We start from the raw sequence: 17,012 nt of genomic DNA, 5'->3' as shown, positions 1-17,012 counted from the left end.
ATGACCTACGAAGAGATCTTACAAAGATTATATAGCCTTGAAGATGCTGAAAAAGTTGTTTTTAAGGAAAAGAAGTACGGTATTGTATCTCATAATTCGTTGGGAATTTATCACAGTGAATTAAAGAAAATAGCAAAAGAAGTAGGTCAAAACAATATGCTGGCTGTACAACTATTTGATAGTGGTGTTTATGAGGCAAGATTGTTGTGCAGTAAGCTTTTTAATCCTAAAGCTATTACTGAGGATTTGATGGAGAAATGGGTGGTAACATTTGAAAACTGGGAAATTTGTGACAGCTTTTCTATGGGAATATTTGCTAAAAGTGATTTGGCACTTGCTAAAATTTTAGAATGGACAAAACGTAAGTCTGAATTTGAAAAGCGGGCAGGATTTGCAACTATGGCTGCTTTTTGTATGGCAGATAAGAAAAGTGAAAACAGACTTTTTGAGCAGTTCTTACCAATCATTAAGCGAGAGGCTAAAGATGATAGATTGTATGTGAAAAAAGCCGTAAACTGGGCATTACGAAATATTGGAAAAAGAAATATTGACCTCAATAAAAAAGCGATTCAAAAAGCTAATGAAATTTTAAAACTTGAGAATAAATCAGCACATTGGATTGCTAAAAATGCCTTAGCTGAATTACAAAAAGAAAATGTTCGAATGTCGGATTATCCTAGAGCTATTTATAGAAGTAAATAAGGAGTTGATTAGAAGTACGATACTTTTAAAGTCGATATAAATACTTATATTGTAATATATATAAAGAAGCTAATAGATTGATGTTTAGCTTTTATTATAGAAAATATTAATTTATACAAAAAGGAACTTTAATCAACTATGTACACTAAAAGAAATTATTCTGTAAAAGATATGTTATCGTGGACTCGACGCTATATCTATATCTTTATTATTTTATCATTAATTCCGGTAGTACTGTACACAGGTTTACGTTGGTATTGGTTACACTTACCTTGGTTACCAATTGGTTTGGTAGGTACAGCATTGGCGTTTATTATTTCCTTTAAAAACAATGCTTCTTACGGTCGTTTATGGGAAGCGCGTAAAATTTGGGGAGGAATTGTAAATACTTCGCGTTCGTTTGCAATCATGACGAATGATTTTATTACAAATGAAAGAGCAGAGCATAAGTTATCAGAAGAAGAATTATTTAAAATCCGGAAGCAATTAATTATGCGTCACGTTGGGTGGATGGCTTCTTTGCGTCATGCATTAAGAGCTCCAAAGCCATGGGAACTATCGAGCGTAAATAAATCAGATAAAGAGTATATGCAAGGAATTTATATTCGAGAACGTGAGATGACTTTGTCTGAAGAACTAGAAGGTTATGTTTCAGAAGAAGAAAAAGACTACATTTTAAAACAACGTAATAAACAAGGAGCTTGCTTAAAGTTACAATCAAATCAACTTAGAGAATTAAAAGAGCAAGGATATATTTGGGAGTTTGCATTTTTAGACATGGAAAAAATATTGGTAGAGTTTTTTACACTACAAGGGAAAGTAGAACGGATTAAAAATTTTCCGTATCCACGTCAGTTTGCTACTTTAAATCGTTTTTTTATCTGGATTTTTGTGATTTTACTCCCTTATGGAATGATGCATGAATTTAATAAAATAGGTAGACAAATAGTAGAGTTAACTCAAACATGGAAACCATATCCAGAAGGAGGATATCATCACTTAATAGAATTGATAGGAGAACACTTTGTATGGTTTACGATTCCTTTTAGTGTGGTGATTTCTTGGATTTTTCATACTATGGAGCGTATAGGAGAAGTTTCAGAAAATCCGTTTGAAGGTATTGCAAATGATGTTCCTATTACTACAATGTCACGTGGAATAGAAATAGACATACGTCAAATTATAGGGGATGATGAAAACGAAATTCCAGAACCTGTTAAAGATTCTGACGGTGTTCAAATGTAAATAAAGAGAATCCTGCTTATTTAAGTAGGATTTTTTTATCAATACAATTAGTTTAAAAAAGACTTAAAGTTCTAAAAAATATATGAAGATATATGACACATTGATAATTGGAGGAGGACAAGCCGGACTTTCAATGGCTTATTTTTTGCGCCGTAAAAAGCTAGATTATTTAGTGTTAGACAATCAATCAAAGCCAGGAGGATCGTGGCTACATACTTGGGATAGTTTAAAGTTGTTTTCTCCCACAGAATATAGTTCGTTATCTGGTTGGATGATGCCTAAGAGTGAGCACGAGTATCCCACTAAAAATGAATTCATCAGTTATTTAGAGCAGTATGAACAGCGATATAATTTTCCTGTTCAGAGAAATACGGAGGTTTTAAGTGTTCATAAAGAACAAGAGATATTTAAAATAATCACAAATCAAGGGGTCTTTTATACTAAAACCTTGGTAAGTGCCACAGGAACCGCCCATGAACCATTTATACCAGACTATTCGAATCGAGAAGAATTTGAAGGGGAACAGTTGCATTCGGTCAATTATAGAGATTCAAATGAACTTTCAAGAAAGAAAGTTTTAATTGTGGGAGGAGGTAATTCAGGTGCACAAATATTAGCTGAAGTATCTAAGGTTGCGAATACGCAATGGGTCACTATAGAAGAGCCTCATTTTTTACCTGATGATATTGATGGGCGTTATTTATTTAACCAAGCAACACAGAAGTTTTTAGGGAAATCTACAGAACAACCCTCTAAAAGGAAGGTGTCGTTAAGTAGTATTGTAATGGTTGAAAGTGTAAAAGAAGCAAGAGAAAGGAAAGTTTTACAAGCAAAAAGACCATTTCAATCATTTTATAAGCAAGGTGTTGTTTGGAAAGATGGAATACAAGAATCTTTTGATGTGGTAATTTGGTGTACAGGATTTAAAGCGAATTTAGAGCATTTAGAACCCTTGCATATTACAGAGAATAATCGAATAGCAACCCAAGATACTCGTTCCATAGAAGTACCTGGTTTATGGTTGGTAGGCTATGGAAGTTGGACAGGGTTTGCTTCTGCTACTATCTATGGTGTAGGAAAAACTGCACGACAAACTGCCAATGAAATTGAAGAATTTTTATCTTAGTCAGCGCTAAAACAAAATATAATGGAAAGAAGTAATAAAGTATTTATAGCAACAAGTTTAGATGGATTTATAGCGGATAAAAACGGAAATATAGATTGGCTGCATGAAATCCCTAATCCAGAAAATATAGATATGGGTTATCAAGAGTTTACTTCAAGAATAGATGCTTTAGTGATGGGGAGAACTACTTATGAAACCGTTTTAGGATTTGATATTGAGTGGCCTTATCAAAAACCTGTTTTTGTATTGAGTACTACACTCTCTAAGGTACCAGAAAATTTAGAAGGAAAAGTATTTTTGATAAAAGGAACTTTAACAGAAGTTTTAGCGCAAATACATAAAAAAGGATATAATAAACTCTATATAGATGGGGGAAAGGTGATTCAAAGTTTTCTAAAAGAAGATTTAATAGATGAAATAATTCTTACTCGAATTCCTGTTCTTTTAGGAGAAGGCTCACCATTGTTTTCTAGCCAGCCCAATAAACTAAATTTTGAATGCACTAAGACCCAAATATATTTAGATAAGATTGTGCAGAATCATTTTAAACGAATAAAGGAATAGTTGTAGCATCTTATCAGTTTTATATTTTCGACTCATGTCAGCACAAAGTACTAGTGAAAAACTTCACGAAATCAGAATAGTAAAAAAAGGAGAAACCTTTATACAGCAAGAAAAAGTATGCAATACTATAGGAAAACTGTTGGAAGGTGTAATGAGAGGTTTTGAATACGATGCTGATGGGAGTGAAGTTACCACACATTTTTACCAAGAAGGAGATATAATTGTGGGTAGTTTTATACCCAATGGAAAAATGACATTTACTATTGAAGCCTTAGAAGGTTGTATAATATCTGTAGCTAATTATCAAGAAGTTATGGCTCAGGTAAACAAGGATCAAGAAATAACTGAAGTTATTACTAGGGAGTTTCAAAAATTAAATCAACAATTACAATCAAGATTAGTATCACTTTTAAATTTGAATTCACTACAAAAATACGAGTTGTTTTTGCAAGAGTATCCAAGTTTAATCAATCGAATTCCCAATTATTATATAGCAAATTATCTCGGAATTACTCCAACACAATTAAGTCGTGCACGTAAACAACTTGTTTCTAAAGAAAAGAAAAAGTAGCATCAAAAGAAGCAAGCTATTTTTTATTTAACTTCCCACTTCTCAACAAATGTTGATCAAAAAGATTTATACAGCCTATAATTTTGCAGAATAAATTTAAAATTATAGAAGTATGAAGACTGATTCATCAGATAAGAAAGAAAAGAGAGTAGATTCACATTATAATTTATCAGATATAGAATTCGATAAACAATTTTCTAATTGTGTATTAGACCCTAAATTATTTAGTCATGAGGCGCATTTACGATTAGGGTGGTTAAATATTAAAAATTACGGATTAGAAAAGGGAGAAGAGCGTATACAGCAACAACTACTAAACTATGTAGAACATGTAGGAGCTCAAGATAAATATAATACTACGGTGACTATTGTTGCTATGCGAGCAATTAATCATTTTATGAAGCAATCAAAAACCAAAAGTTTTAAAGATTTTATTGCTGAAAATGTACGGTTAAAAACCAATTTTAAAGAATTGATAGCCAAGCATTATAGTTATGATATTTTTATCACAGATATAGGAAAGGATAAATTTATAGAACCAGATGTATTGCCATTTTCAATCTAAACTTATTCACCCTGTTAAAGTAGCTTTTTGTTTTTTAGATAAAAATGGTGTAGTTTTAAGTTATCAAAATGATAACAGTAAACTTTGATAAATATAAGTATGACCATCCATTGGCAATGGATTTTTTTAAGATAGAAGAGAATAATGAGTTTCTTTTATCTTCCGAAGTTCATGATACTGATTTTTTTGAAATTTTTATTTATGATGAAATCGAAGGTTATGTGGTGTTAGATGGAGAAAAAATAGTGCTTCGGAAGGGTATGTTTTTGTTCGTGTCTCCATATCAAAAGAGAAGTTGGTTTGTTAGTGAAAACAAAATCAAAGGCTGGGCAGTTATTTTTGAAAAAGAGTTTCTAGCTAATTTTTTCTCGGATAAGTTGTTTGTATACCGATTGCAATACTTCTACAATAAAACAGTTCTTACTACTTTTGATTCTAAAGAATTGCTACACAGCTTTAATCAGAACATTTTTAGCGAGATTCAAAATGAAATTATTGATTTTAAAAGTGATTCAAGACATATATTAAGAGCACTGTTATATTATATTTTGATTAAAATGAACAGAGTTTTTTGTGAGAAATATCAATTAGATAGTGAGACACAACTAAATAATCATGCGTACCTATTCAAAGAAGCATTAGAGTTAAACTATGTACACAAGCATAAGGTAAATGATTATGTGTCTTTATTAAATATTAGCAGGATAACCTTGAATCAATCTGTAAAAAAACAATTCAATGTAACTGCTACAGAAATGATAAAAGATCGAATTATTTCTGAGGTTAAAACACAATTAATTCATTCCGCAAAAACAATTTCTGAAATAGCATATGACTTAAATTTTTCAGAGCCTAATAACCTAATTCGTTTATTTAAAAGTAAAACAGGATACTCTCCAAAAAAATACAGGTTATCAAAATGATAGTTTTTACTATTGTTTAGATACTAATATTCTTTAGAACCCTAACTAACTTTGTATCAGTTAAAATAGACTTTATTGATTTTGAGTTTATGATTGATTGCTAGCTATCTTTATACGAGTATGAAGGTAGCTTTTCAAACAAAATCAATAAGGAGTTTATTAACAAATCAATTATAAATAAAAAATCAACAAAATGAGAAAATTAACAGTAGTTATTGCAGTTGCAGCACTTATAGCAAGCTGTAAAAAAGAAGCAAAAAAAGACGAACAACTAAAAGAAGTTACAGAAATGGTAGTAGAAGAGGTAAAAACACCAAATTATAAAGAAGTAGCCTTAAAGGCACAAGACGCTTTTTTCAAAGATTATAATGCAGATGGAATTAAAAAATACTTTACAGAAGATTATATTCAGCATAATCCACATGTACCAACAGGAAGAGAGCCGGTTTTAGGGTTTTTAGAACCCTTAAAAAATGCGGGTACTACATCGACCACGCATAGAATATTACAAGATGGAGACTTTATTGTATTACACAATTCGTATGACAATGCAGAAGCATTTGGAGGAAAGGAAATGGTAGCTTTTGATGTTTGGAGAATGGAAGATGGTAAAGTAGCAGAGCATTGGGATAATTTAACTCCTAAAGTAGCGCAAACTGCTAGTGGAAGATCACAGGTAGATGGTCCAACTGAAGTAACAGATCTAGATAAAACAGATGCTAATAAAGAATTGGTTAAAAAGTTTGTAGATGATGTATTGTTTGGTAAAGCGCCAGAAAAAATTACAGAGTATGTTAGTACAGAACAATATGATCAACATAATCCGTTAGTAAAAGATGGTTTAGATGGATTAAATGAAGCTATTACATATTTAACTTCTCAAAACAATATGTTTATATACAAGAAAGTACATAAGGTTTTAGGAGAAGGAAACTTTGTACTAACCATGAGTGAAGGAGAGTGGGGAGGAAAGCCACAAGCCTTTTATGATTTGTTTAGAGTAAAAGATGGAAAAATTGTGGAGCACTGGGATGTGATTCAAGAAATTCCAGAGAAAATGGCACATGAAAATGGTAAGTTCTAAGCTTTCATTTGTTACTGTTTTAAATCCTGCTTTATGCAGGATTTTTTTATACGTTAATTTTTAAAAGAAACCGTACATTTGAGTAATGCAACACTTCAAAACGATATCAGATTATTGTAAGGCTATTCAAATACCAGCTCCAAAACAAGCTTATTTTGATATTCGAACTTTTGAAGAAAACATGCCTACGGTCGTTGCTAAAATGCCATCGTTTAAGCATGAATTCTATGCCATTGCTATAAAAGTTGAAGGAGGAGGAAAAGCTATTTCTGGGCATTATACTAATTTTCCAGAAGGAGCAACGGTGTTTTTTAATACTCCCTTTCAATTAATATCGTGGGATATTATTTCAAATTGGGAAGGTTATTATTTAATGTTCTCTAAAGAATTTATCACAAAATCAAAACATTTACAAGATCTACTTAGAGAATTTCCTTTTTTAAAGATAGATAAGGCTATGCCTTTTGAAGTAAAACCAGAAGAAGTATCTGTGTTGTTAAGCATGTTCGAGTTTATTTATCAAGAGAATCAAGAACTAAAAAAGGATTCAAATTTAATTATAGAAGCTCATTTATTAGTTTTATTGAATTATATAAAACGATTTTTCGACAAGCAAGTTTCAAAAGAGGAGGCAGAAAAAGCGATTAGAAATGCTGATGTTAATTTATTATCACGTTTTCAAACATTAATAGAAACGAGTTTTTATGAGAGTACATTAGCCAACAAAAGAACTCATTCACCTAGTTTTTATGCGGAGCAATTGGCTGTTCATCCAAATCATTTAAATGCAACGGTAAAGCAAATAACAGGTCATACTGCTAAGAAACATATTCAAAATCATCTCCTTCGACTCGCAAAATCACGTTTATTACAAACAGAAATGAGTATTAAAGAAATAGCTTACTCATTACATTTTGATGCTCCTAACAACTTTAATAGCTTTTTTAAAAAACAAACAGGTCTTACACCAAATTCTTTCAGAAAAAGTAACTAACTAACAATTGTCGCCCTGAATTTATTTCAGGGTCTAAAGGTTTCCATAAGTTTTTCCAAAGCGAAAACGTATCGAGAACTTTTCTAATTAGCTAACTTTTAATGTAAAACTTCATTTAAAGTAACAATTTCAATCGTTTCTTTGTTTTTTATACTTCTTGATTTGATTTCATAAACTTTTATGCGAAAAGCTGTTAGATCTTTGTATCATCAAAACAAATGATATGAGAATAGCGGTATTTTTTATAATAATACTATCCTTATTTGGATGTCAACAACCACAAAAAAACAATACTATTATGAATGAGACTATTGCAATAGAAGAAACTGTAACTAAGATGTTTGTGAATTCAGACAAGAGAAACTGGAATACAGTAGAAGCACAATTCGCACCTAAAGTAAACTTAGATTATTCATCAATGACAGGAAATCCAGCAACAGAAGTATCTCCAGAAGAGATTACCACAGGATGGAAAACAGTATTACCAGGTTTTACTTATACACATCATCAAATAGGAAACTTTATTACGGAAATAAACGATACAAAAGCTCATAGCTTTTGTTATGGAACAGCCACACATTATATAGAAGACGAAAATGGAAGTGTTTGGACAGTTGTTGGAAGTTATGATTTCGATTTAGAGAAAAAAGATAATAATTGGAAAATTACTTCAATGACTTTCAATTACAAATACCAAGATGGGAATGGGAAGTTAATAGAGAAGGCAATTGAAAATGTAAAATCAAATTAAAATTAAAATGAAAAGACTATTAATCTTAACAGTAACAACAGTATGTTTTTTATCATGTGCTAACACAGAACAATCTGAAAAAGTAGTACAGTTACAAAATCAATTAAAACAATACGAAATGACAACAGAAAAAGCTACAAAAAATAAGGAAACAGTACGTGCATTCTTTAATGCCTTAACAGCAGAAAATGCAGAAACTGTAGCGAATTTATTCGCTGAAGATGCAAAACACATCAATCCATACAACTCTGGAATTTTTCCAACAGGAGCTAATGGTAAAGAAGGAATTAAAAATTATTGGGAACCTGTATTTCCAAATTTTGATGGAATGACTTTCGATATCGAAGAGATATATGCAATGGAAGATCCAAATATGGTATTTGTAAAATACAAAGGAGACATTAAACTAAAGAACAATGCAGGAGTGTATAGTAATGATTACTATTCAACATTTAAGTTTAATACTGATGGAGAAATCACTGAATATGTAGAAATATTTAATCCAATCGTTGCCGCTAGAGGTTTCGGATTATTAGATAAAATCAAACAATAGTAAACTAAAAATCAAAAAACAATGAAAAAAGTATTTTTAAATCTATTCACAGTAGTACTCCTAGCGAGTTGTTCTGGAAATAAAAAGAATAAAGAAAACAACGCAACAGCTGAAAACAACCATAAAAAAACAGTAAAAACCATGGAGAAAATAAATTTTGAAAGTAACGGAATGAAATTAGTAGGAGATATTTTTTATCCTGACAACTATGAAGAAGGAAAAAAGTACCCAGCATTAATTGTAACTGGAGCTTGGACAACGGTTAAAGAACAAATGCCGATGTTATATGCTAAGAAATTGGCTAAAAAAGGATTCATCACATTAGCGTTCGACTTTAATGGTTGGGGAGAATCAGAAGGAAAAAAACGTTATATAGAAGATCCAATAAGCAAAACAGCAGATATTGAGGCAGCAGCAGATTATTTAAAAACACGTTCGGATATAGCGTCTGATGAAGTAGGAGGCGTAGGAGTATGTGCTAGTTCTGGATATATGGTAGATGCTTATGCAGCAAATAAATTAAATGCAGTGGCTTTAGTAGCTCCTTGGCTACACAATCCAGCATTGGCTACACAAGTATATGGAGGAGAAGAATCTGTTAAAAACTTATTAGCATTATCAGATAAAGCTGAAAAAGACTTTGAAACTACAGGTGAATTACAAGTTCTAATTGCGGCAAGCACTACAGATAAAACTTCTCCAATGTTTAATGCGCCTTACTATACAGAAAAAGATCGCGGGTTAATTCCAGAATATGACAACAAATTCAATGTGGCTACTTGGAGACCTTGGTTAACATATGATGCTTTTAAAAATGCTGATAAAATTCCTGGAAAGATTTTATTTGTGGAGTCAGAAGCAATGGCATTACCACAAGGAAGTAAAGAGTTTAAAGCAATTGCTGGTGATAAAGTAGAATCGGTAAACTTACCAGGAGTATCACAATTCGATTTTTATGACAAACCAGAACCAGTAGCAACAGCAGTAGACAACGTAGCTGCATACATGGATAGAGAATTAAAATAAGAAAAGGATCTCTCTAGAGTCATGAAAAAAGTAAACTTTAAGAGTGAAGGTTTAAATTTGGTGGGGAATTTATATTACCCACCAAATTTTCAAAAAGATCAACAATATCCAGTTATTGTTTGCTCTGGAAGTTGGACTACTGTAAAAGAACAAATGGGAGGCTTATACGCCAAACGATTTTCGGAAAAAGGCTTTATCACTTTAGCGTTCGATTTTAGAAACTATGGAGAAAGTGAAGGGTTTCCTAGAGTATGGGAAAATCCAACCATGAAAATTCAGGACATTCAAAATGCAATAGCGTATTTAAAAAAACTACCAGAGGTAGATGCTAATAATACAGGTGTTTTTGGAGTTTGTACTGGGGCTATGTATGCACTTATAGCGGCTTCCGAAGATCCAGCTATCAAAGCGGTAGCGACTACAGCGTCATGGTTACATGATGAAGAGGCAGTAAAGTTATTTTATGGAGGAGAGGCAGGAGTGAAAAAACGTAAACTAGCGGCTCAAGCTGCTAAAAAGAAATACGCAGAAACAGGAGAGTTTACGTATATCAAAACGATTTCTACAACTGATGATATTGCTGCAATGTTTGGAGAGTTTGATTATTATTTGAATCCAAATAGAGGAGCGATTTCTCAATGGAATGCTAATCAATTTGCTGTAGCTACTTGGGAAGATTGGTTGAACCTTGATCCATTCCCATCAGCTGCAAGACTTGATAAGCCTTTGTTGATGATACATTCAAATGGTTGTGTATTGCCCGCATATACCAAAAAGTATTTTGAAGCAGTACCTTCAAAAGACAAAGAATTAATTTGGGTAACCACTGATGTAGTTTCCCCGATGCATCAATTTGCATTTTATGATCAAGAGAAAGAAGTGAATTTGACTGTTGAAAAAGCAAGCGCATTTTTTCGTCGAGTTTTAGTTGAATGATTGATGTAAAAGCCATTTGTACCATAAAAGTCAAATGGCTTTTATAATAGTTGGATGTTTTCTCATAAAATCTTCTTTTAAATCTTTAGAGAATAATATAAAATAAGTAATTTTAAAGTAGCTTAAAACGTGTAAAAATGAAATCAATATATCTTGTTTTGTTTCTTTCAATGTCTTTATTGGCCTGTAAAAAAAGCGCAAATGAAAAAGAAACCATGAAGAAAGAACAATCACCTCAAGTAACTGAAGTAGCTTCTATAAAAGGAGAGCAGTTAACTGGAGTAACGATAAGCAATCAGCGTTTGTTTGTGAATTTCCCTTATTGGCGTAAGCCTATCAAATTTTCAGTAGCAGAAATAAAAGAAGGGAATCAATTCACTCCATATCCGAATGCACAGTGGAATAATTGGGAGATAGGACAACCCGTAACAGATTCCACGTTTGTATGTGTACAATCGGTAGTAGCATCGAATAATTTATTGTATGTGGTAGATACCCGAAATCCATTATTTCAAGGAGTTATCGGTCAACCTATTGTTTTTGTGTTCGATTTGAATACCAATGAATTGGTAAGAACTTATAAATTACCAGAAAAAGCTTTCCACAAAGACTCTTACATCAATGATATTCGTATCGACAATGAAAGAGGTTATGCATATTGTACAGACTCAGCAAATTCAGGTTTGGTGATTATCAATTTAAAAACTGGGGAGGCTAAACGTGTGTTAGATGAACATCCTTCTACCAATAGTGAACAAGCCTATTTAACCTTTGAGGGTAAAAAGTGGAATAATACGGTACATTCTGATGGTATCGCATTAGATACAAAAAGAGGAATGTTATACTATCATGCACTCACAGGATATAATTTGTATGCTATTTCGGTAGAAAAACTTATAAAAGCTTCCGAAAAAGAAATTGAAAATTCAGTTCAGTTAGTAGCCAAAACGTCTGCACCAGATGGAATGATTATTCATAAAAACATCTTGTATTATGCTGATTTAGAGCATCACAAAATCATGCAATTAGATTTAAAAACGAAAGAAATTTCAACTGTAGTTGAAGGAGATAACGTAAAGTGGGCAGATACTTTTAGTATTGAAAATAATTACCTGTATTATACCAATTCTCGTATTCACGAGGCTGGAGGAGATATATCTGATTTAGTATTTACCGTAAATAGAATTAAATTGTAAGGCTTTTTAAGGCATATGGTTAATATTAAAAGGTATAAAGAAATTAACAATTTTCTTGAAGCAACAGGTTTTTATAAGAAAACTGATATTTCTGATTTCTTTATTCTAAAGTTTGAAGAAATCACAAGTTCTTCTGTATATCATATGCCACCTTATCAAAAAGATTTTTATCAAATAGGGTTTATTATTAAGACCAATAATGGCACTAAAATAGAAATTGATACACATAAAAATGAGCAACTTCAAAACTCACTTTTTTTTGTATCTCCAGACCATATTTATTCATGGACGAGAAGCGAACACGTAACAGGCTATATTTTATATTTTAAACGAGATTACTTAAATTTTTATCAAGGTGATTTAAAAAAGGATTTTACCTTCTTTGATATTGCAGATAAAAACTCATTTCACCTAAAGGATACAACAGCAACTACATTGACCGATGATTTTGAAAAGCTGTACAAAGAATATCACACCAAAACATTATATAGATACCAAATTATACAATCGTCTTTATTGGCATTACTCTTTAAAATAAAGAGTTTAGAAGAGATAACTCTTGATAATACATCAACATTAACAACCAAAGAAATGTTGGTGTTTAAATTTCAGAATTTGGTAAAAAACTGTTTTAGAAGAGATAAACAGGTTAAAAATTATGCCGATAAGCTCCATGTATCTTCTAGTCATTTAAATGAAGTACTCAAAGAAGTAAAAGGAAAAACGGCTAAAGAACTGATTATTGAAAAAACACTTAGCGAAGCTAAAAAGGAGCTAAGTTATACTACATTGTCTATTGCAGAAGTAGCTTATAATATGGGGTTTGAAGAACCTACACATTTTACACGCTTCTTTAAAAAATATCTTCATAAAACACCAAAACAATATCGAGAGCATAATACCTAACTCAATTTTGGTCATTTTAACCCTTATATTGGTTATTTCTTCCTCTTTTTCCAAAGTAAATTTGTAGTGTAATTAATTTAAAATCAGATTAAAATGGAAAATATAATTGTTTTAGGAGCTACAGGAAATATAGGATTAGCAGTTGTGCAACAACTTGCAAACAAGTCTGTAAACGTTTTTGCAGGAATTCGTAACGAAAAAGATATTGAAAAAGTTGAACAATTTGGAGCTAAGGCTGTTCAAGTAGATTTTACCAATCAAGAAGATTTAGATAAAGCACTGGAAGGTAAAGACCGTGTGTTTTTGGTAACACCTTTAATGCAAAACCCTGAGTTTGTAACACAATTAGTTATTAATGCTGCTAAAAAGAATACTGTAAAACATATTGTACGTAGTACAGCTTTGGGAGCAGGTAGTAACGGACAAATTCAGATGGCACGTTGGGCAGGAACAAGTGAAGATTTACTGAAAGATTCAGGGTTAAAATATACGTTTGTAAGACCAAATAATTTCTTGCAAAATTTTATAAACTTTCATAGTCAGACCATCAAAGAGCATAGTGGTTTTTATGCTCCAAATGGCACCGCAAAAGTAGGCATGGTAGATGTACATGACATTGCTGAAGTCGCAGCAATTGCACTAACAACTGATAAGCATTACAATAAAGCTTATGATTTAAGTGGTTTAGCATTAACAAATGACGCATATGCAAATATTATTAGTGAAGTAATTGGTAAACAAGTAAGTTATATAGATGCGCCTGAAGATAAAGCCAGAGAAAGTATGTTGGGTAACGGTATGCCAGAGTGGTTGATAAATGCTATGATGGAGCTAAATTACATCATGAAACAAGGATGGACTGCAGAGTATACCGAAGATTTTAAGACTGTAACAGGAAGAGAGTATACTTCTGCAAAAACATTTTTTAAAAAGCATAAAGCTTATTTTATGTAGTAGTTTAGATGAAAAATAATATTCATAAATTTACAATATAGCTTGTACGATTAAAGTTGTACAAGCTATTTGATTTAGCTTTAAATACATGATAAAAAGAATCTCAAGCATACAAGAGCTTTATGAATTTACAGGGTTAAAAAGAACGCCAATTCATAAGCATTTTGATATCTTGACGCATCAAGATACATATCCTGATGTGCACAAAATGGTAGCTGCACACCGACGAGATTTTTGTTCTGTTATTTATTTAGAAAGTCAGCAAGATGGCGAAATGCACATCAATCAAAATACGCATTCAAGATTAGAAGATGTCTTGTTTTTTCAGTCTTCTCAACATATATTTAGTTTTGTTAGAGGAGAAGCAATGAAAGGCTTTATACTATTCTTTACCCCTGAGTTTTTGCTTCCTCATGTAAAAGATATAGTGACAGACTATTCTTTTTTTAGCAATGTTCAAAACAACATCTTTCAATTAAATATAGAGGAAAAAGAAAGTATTACAAGTCTTTTTAAAACAATTCAGAAAGAATGTGAAAATAAAGAGCTAAGTAAATATTTAATATTAGCGCTTTTAGAAAAAGGTAAAGAAATACAGGAAAAACACCAGACATCAGAGAAAGAAATTTCTTCAGAGTTTCAATTGGTAAACACGTTTAAAAGATTAGTTGAAAATAATTTTATAGAACATAAATCGGTGCGTTTTTATGCCGAACAATTACACATTACAGCTAATTATTTAAATGATAGAATTAAAGCTCATACAAGTAAAACAGCTAAAGGACATATTACCAATAGAGTATTGTTGGAAGCAAAAAATATGTTGTTGTATACCGATATGGATATCGCAGAGATTAGTCATATCTTACAATTTAATGAACCCTCATACTTTGGTAAATTCTTTAAAAAGCACACACAAGTTAGCCCAAAAGTATTTAGAGACAATCAGTAAAAAATACCATTTTACCCTTTTTTAGTATTATCTTCATTTTGTTAAGCAAAAGTAACTTTGTGTTATAATTAGATTTAAGATGAAAGCAATTCAAATTACAAAAACAGGAGGAGCAGGTGTATTAACTTATCAAGAGGTAAATCGTCCAACTCCAAAAGCAGGACAAGTATTAGTTAAGATACACGCAGCTCCAGTAAACTTTATAGATACCATTATTCGTGAAGGAAATATGCCTCCTGGAATGATGCCAGAATTACCATTTATTCCAGGTGTAGAAGGAACGGGTACTATTGAAGATGCTAACAGGACAGACTTAAAAGTAGGAAGCAAAGTAGCCTTTTTAGGTGTAATAGGGTCATCAGTTTATGCAGAATATGCTTTAGTAGATGCAGATAAATTAGTGGTATTAAACGACAATGCAGACTTATTAAAAGCTGCCGTATTACCAGTTAACTATTTTACAGCGTATCATATGCTGAAGAATGTGGCTAAGGTAGAAGAAGGAAAAACAGCTTTAATTTATGCTGCATCAGGTGGTGTGGGTACAGCATTAGTGCAAATTTCTAAACTATTAGGGTTGAATATTGTGGCATTAGAACGTAGAGATGGAAAAGTACAAAATGCCTTAAACATGGGAGCGAACTTTGCATTCAATACCTCGAATGAGAATTGGAAGCAACAAGTAAAAGAGGCAGTAGGAGAAAACAGTATCGATTATGTGTTTAATCCTGTGGTTGGAGATACGGTAAAAGATGATTTAGAATTGTTAGCGCCTTTAGGTCATATTGTAATCTTTGGATTTTTAGGCGGTTTAGGAAGTTTCAACTTAATGGAAGAAAGTGTGAAGTATTTCGGAAAAGCACCATCCATTTCTTTTTCAGAATTGTATGCAACCTTCGATAATAAATATTCACAAGTTGAAAGTGGATTAAAAGAGTTATATCAATGGTTAGCAGAAGGAAAAATCAATCCTATTTTTGAAACCATGCCACTAAGCGAAGCGAAAGCTGCTCATGAGAAGTTACAAGCAGGTTTGGTAAGAGGGAAGTTATTATTAACCCTGTAACAGAAGCATATTGTTTTAAGTTCTTACAAAGTAATTGATGAGATAATGAGTTAGATAGAATTGTAAAATATTTTAGAGATGATAATATATACATTTTGTAGATGAGTTCTCATTAAGGAAAATAGATTTTACGTTTATATACTTTATCTAAAGTACTATCTTTGTTGTAGTTGATATAGATATAAATGGACGAAAAAACGAGAGAGAAGTTAGGCATCGATGAAAATAAACCTAACGATTGGTTTGAAGTATTGTATTCAGAAACTAATGAAAGTGGAGAAGGAGTACCTTGGGCAAATATGGCACCGCATCCAATATTTAAGAATTGGATTGATAAAAATTCAAATATAGGAGAAGGAAAAACCGCTTTAGTTGTTGGTTGTGGTATGGGTGATGATGCCATAGAGCTAAAGTCTCAAGGATTTGATGTAACAGCTTTTGATGTTTCAAATAGTGCTATTGAGCTTTGCAAAACAAGATTTCCAGATTCTGGAGTTACATTTGTTCAAGCAGATTTAATTAAAGGAGTTTCTGAATGGTATCAAAAATTTGATTTCGTATTGGAGATTTTTACAATTCAAGCACTCCCTCCCAAATATGAAGAGAAGGTAATTCAAAACATTTCAGATTTTGTAGCTAACAATGGAAAATTAATGGTGGTTACTGAAGTTCAACAAGGAAAAAGAACTTATGAGAATGGACCACCATGGCTTTTGAATAATAGTTATATGGAATCATTTGAGAATAAAGGACTAAAACAAATATTCCATTCTAAGAGTAATGAAGTTGAATTGGGCGAAGAAATTCACCTTAGCATCTTTCAAAGAAAAATATAAAGAAAAGCAAGCTTTATTGAAACTGTTGTACAGAATCTAAAATACAAAACTTAGAAAGTAAT

18 protein-coding genes and 1 pseudogene are annotated in these 17,012 nt (G+C 31.9%); all 19 read left to right on the top strand.

Translation table 11 applies throughout. The features are described 5' to 3' along the window. On the top strand, nucleotides 1-702 hold the full coding sequence (locus tag WH52_RS05925) for a DNA alkylation repair protein (protein ID WP_086030025.1): 702 nt from the start codon (nucleotides 1-3) through the stop codon (nucleotides 700-702). 138 nt (nucleotides 703-840) lie between these two features. Then, nucleotides 841-1,947 carry a bestrophin family protein gene (locus WH52_RS05920; RefSeq protein ID WP_086030024.1) on the top strand — a complete coding sequence of 369 codons (1,107 nt, stop codon included), beginning with the start codon at nucleotides 841-843 and terminating at the stop codon, nucleotides 1,945-1,947. 82 nt (nucleotides 1,948-2,029) lie between these two features. After that, nucleotides 2,030-3,073, top strand: coding sequence for an ArsO family NAD(P)H-dependent flavin-containing monooxygenase (locus WH52_RS05915; RefSeq protein WP_086030023.1), 1,044 nt, complete (start codon nucleotides 2,030-2,032; stop codon nucleotides 3,071-3,073). 21 nt (nucleotides 3,074-3,094) lie between these two features. Continuing rightward, nucleotides 3,095-3,637 carry a dihydrofolate reductase family protein gene (locus WH52_RS05910; RefSeq protein WP_086030022.1) on the top strand — a complete coding sequence of 181 codons (543 nt, stop codon included), beginning with the start codon at nucleotides 3,095-3,097 and terminating at the stop codon, nucleotides 3,635-3,637. 34 nt (nucleotides 3,638-3,671) lie between these two features. After that, nucleotides 3,672-4,208: a Crp/Fnr family transcriptional regulator gene (locus WH52_RS05905; RefSeq protein ID WP_086030021.1), complete on the top strand. Its 537-nt coding sequence runs from the start codon at nucleotides 3,672-3,674 to the stop codon at nucleotides 4,206-4,208. A gap of 112 nt (nucleotides 4,209-4,320) precedes the next feature. Next, the gene (locus WH52_RS05900) at nucleotides 4,321-4,773 is read left to right on the top strand and encodes a hypothetical protein (protein ID WP_086030020.1); all 453 of its coding nucleotides are present in this window, start codon (nucleotides 4,321-4,323) and stop codon (nucleotides 4,771-4,773) included. A gap of 68 nt (nucleotides 4,774-4,841) precedes the next feature. Next, nucleotides 4,842-5,696, top strand: a complete 855-nt coding sequence (locus WH52_RS05895; RefSeq protein WP_086030019.1) for a helix-turn-helix domain-containing protein — start codon at nucleotides 4,842-4,844, stop codon at nucleotides 5,694-5,696. Nucleotides 5,697-5,889: 193 nt separating this feature from the next. Beyond that, nucleotides 5,890-6,780: a nuclear transport factor 2 family protein gene (locus WH52_RS05890; protein ID WP_233131525.1), complete on the top strand. Its 891-nt coding sequence runs from the start codon at nucleotides 5,890-5,892 to the stop codon at nucleotides 6,778-6,780. A gap of 85 nt (nucleotides 6,781-6,865) precedes the next feature. Then, on the top strand, nucleotides 6,866-7,774 hold the full coding sequence (locus WH52_RS05885; protein WP_086030018.1) for a helix-turn-helix domain-containing protein: 909 nt from the start codon (nucleotides 6,866-6,868) through the stop codon (nucleotides 7,772-7,774). Nucleotides 7,775-7,997: 223 nt separating this feature from the next. After that, nucleotides 7,998-8,525, top strand: a complete 528-nt coding sequence (locus WH52_RS05880; protein WP_086030017.1) for a nuclear transport factor 2 family protein — start codon at nucleotides 7,998-8,000, stop codon at nucleotides 8,523-8,525. A gap of 7 nt (nucleotides 8,526-8,532) precedes the next feature. After that, entirely contained in the window at nucleotides 8,533-9,078 is a 546-nt protein-coding gene (locus tag WH52_RS05875) for a nuclear transport factor 2 family protein (protein WP_198938388.1), read from the top strand. Between the two features lie 21 nt (nucleotides 9,079-9,099). Continuing rightward, on the top strand, nucleotides 9,100-10,104 hold the full coding sequence (locus WH52_RS05870; protein ID WP_143592083.1) for an alpha/beta hydrolase: 1,005 nt from the start codon (nucleotides 9,100-9,102) through the stop codon (nucleotides 10,102-10,104). An 18-nt stretch (nucleotides 10,105-10,122) separates the two neighbouring features. Further along, nucleotides 10,123-11,040: pseudogene (locus tag WH52_RS05865) on the top strand (alpha/beta hydrolase); the annotation flags it as partial. A 137-nt stretch (nucleotides 11,041-11,177) separates the two neighbouring features. After that, nucleotides 11,178-12,236, top strand: a complete 1,059-nt coding sequence (locus WH52_RS05860; RefSeq protein WP_086030015.1) for an L-dopachrome tautomerase-related protein — start codon at nucleotides 11,178-11,180, stop codon at nucleotides 12,234-12,236. Between the two features lie 15 nt (nucleotides 12,237-12,251). Beyond that, nucleotides 12,252-13,142 carry a helix-turn-helix domain-containing protein gene (locus WH52_RS05855; RefSeq protein ID WP_086030014.1) on the top strand — a complete coding sequence of 297 codons (891 nt, stop codon included), beginning with the start codon at nucleotides 12,252-12,254 and terminating at the stop codon, nucleotides 13,140-13,142. Between the two features lie 93 nt (nucleotides 13,143-13,235). Next, the gene (locus WH52_RS05850; RefSeq protein ID WP_086030013.1) at nucleotides 13,236-14,096 is read left to right on the top strand and encodes an SDR family oxidoreductase; all 861 of its coding nucleotides are present in this window, start codon (nucleotides 13,236-13,238) and stop codon (nucleotides 14,094-14,096) included. Nucleotides 14,097-14,184: 88 nt separating this feature from the next. Further along, complete coding sequence (locus WH52_RS05845; RefSeq protein WP_086030012.1) at nucleotides 14,185-15,048, top strand: helix-turn-helix domain-containing protein; 864 nt, start codon at nucleotides 14,185-14,187, stop codon at nucleotides 15,046-15,048. A 79-nt stretch (nucleotides 15,049-15,127) separates the two neighbouring features. Then, on the top strand, nucleotides 15,128-16,114 hold the full coding sequence (locus WH52_RS05840; protein ID WP_086030011.1) for a quinone oxidoreductase family protein: 987 nt from the start codon (nucleotides 15,128-15,130) through the stop codon (nucleotides 16,112-16,114). 185 nt (nucleotides 16,115-16,299) lie between these two features. Further along, nucleotides 16,300-16,950: a class I SAM-dependent methyltransferase gene (locus WH52_RS05835; RefSeq protein ID WP_086030010.1), complete on the top strand. Its 651-nt coding sequence runs from the start codon at nucleotides 16,300-16,302 to the stop codon at nucleotides 16,948-16,950. The last annotated feature ends 62 nt before the right edge of the window (nucleotides 16,951-17,012 follow it).

It is taken from the genome of Tenacibaculum holothuriorum (assembly GCF_002120225.1).
Taxonomy (GTDB): domain Bacteria; phylum Bacteroidota; class Bacteroidia; order Flavobacteriales; family Flavobacteriaceae; genus Polaribacter; species Polaribacter holothuriorum.
Note: the sequence above shows the minus strand (reverse complement) of the source record. Positions and strands in the feature narration are given on the sequence as shown.

Bases quoted from the DNA above. Each gene is read 5' to 3' on its own strand.
- WH52_RS05925 (WP_086030025.1), top strand. From the start codon at position 1: ATGACCTACGAAGAGATCTTACAAAGATTATATAGCCTTGAAGATGCT.
- WH52_RS05920 (WP_086030024.1), top strand. From the start codon at position 841: ATGTACACTAAAAGAAATTATTCTGTAAAAGATATGTTATCGTGGACT.
- WH52_RS05915 (WP_086030023.1), top strand. From the start codon at position 2,030: ATGAAGATATATGACACATTGATAATTGGAGGAGGACAAGCCGGACTT.
- WH52_RS05910 (WP_086030022.1), top strand. From the start codon at position 3,095: ATGGAAAGAAGTAATAAAGTATTTATAGCAACAAGTTTAGATGGATTT.
- WH52_RS05905 (WP_086030021.1), top strand. From the start codon at position 3,672: ATGTCAGCACAAAGTACTAGTGAAAAACTTCACGAAATCAGAATAGTA.
- WH52_RS05900 (WP_086030020.1), top strand. From the start codon at position 4,321: ATGAAGACTGATTCATCAGATAAGAAAGAAAAGAGAGTAGATTCACAT.
- WH52_RS05895 (WP_086030019.1), top strand. From the start codon at position 4,842: ATGATAACAGTAAACTTTGATAAATATAAGTATGACCATCCATTGGCA.
- WH52_RS05890 (WP_233131525.1), top strand. From the start codon at position 5,890: ATGAGAAAATTAACAGTAGTTATTGCAGTTGCAGCACTTATAGCAAGC.
- WH52_RS05885 (WP_086030018.1), top strand. From the start codon at position 6,866: ATGCAACACTTCAAAACGATATCAGATTATTGTAAGGCTATTCAAATA.
- WH52_RS05880 (WP_086030017.1), top strand. From the start codon at position 7,998: ATGAGAATAGCGGTATTTTTTATAATAATACTATCCTTATTTGGATGT.
- WH52_RS05875 (WP_198938388.1), top strand. From the start codon at position 8,533: ATGAAAAGACTATTAATCTTAACAGTAACAACAGTATGTTTTTTATCA.
- WH52_RS05870 (WP_143592083.1), top strand. From the start codon at position 9,100: ATGAAAAAAGTATTTTTAAATCTATTCACAGTAGTACTCCTAGCGAGT.
- WH52_RS05860 (WP_086030015.1), top strand. From the start codon at position 11,178: ATGAAATCAATATATCTTGTTTTGTTTCTTTCAATGTCTTTATTGGCC.
- WH52_RS05855 (WP_086030014.1), top strand. From the start codon at position 12,252: ATGGTTAATATTAAAAGGTATAAAGAAATTAACAATTTTCTTGAAGCA.
- WH52_RS05850 (WP_086030013.1), top strand. From the start codon at position 13,236: ATGGAAAATATAATTGTTTTAGGAGCTACAGGAAATATAGGATTAGCA.
- WH52_RS05845 (WP_086030012.1), top strand. From the start codon at position 14,185: ATGATAAAAAGAATCTCAAGCATACAAGAGCTTTATGAATTTACAGGG.
- WH52_RS05840 (WP_086030011.1), top strand. From the start codon at position 15,128: ATGAAAGCAATTCAAATTACAAAAACAGGAGGAGCAGGTGTATTAACT.
- WH52_RS05835 (WP_086030010.1), top strand. From the start codon at position 16,300: ATGGACGAAAAAACGAGAGAGAAGTTAGGCATCGATGAAAATAAACCT.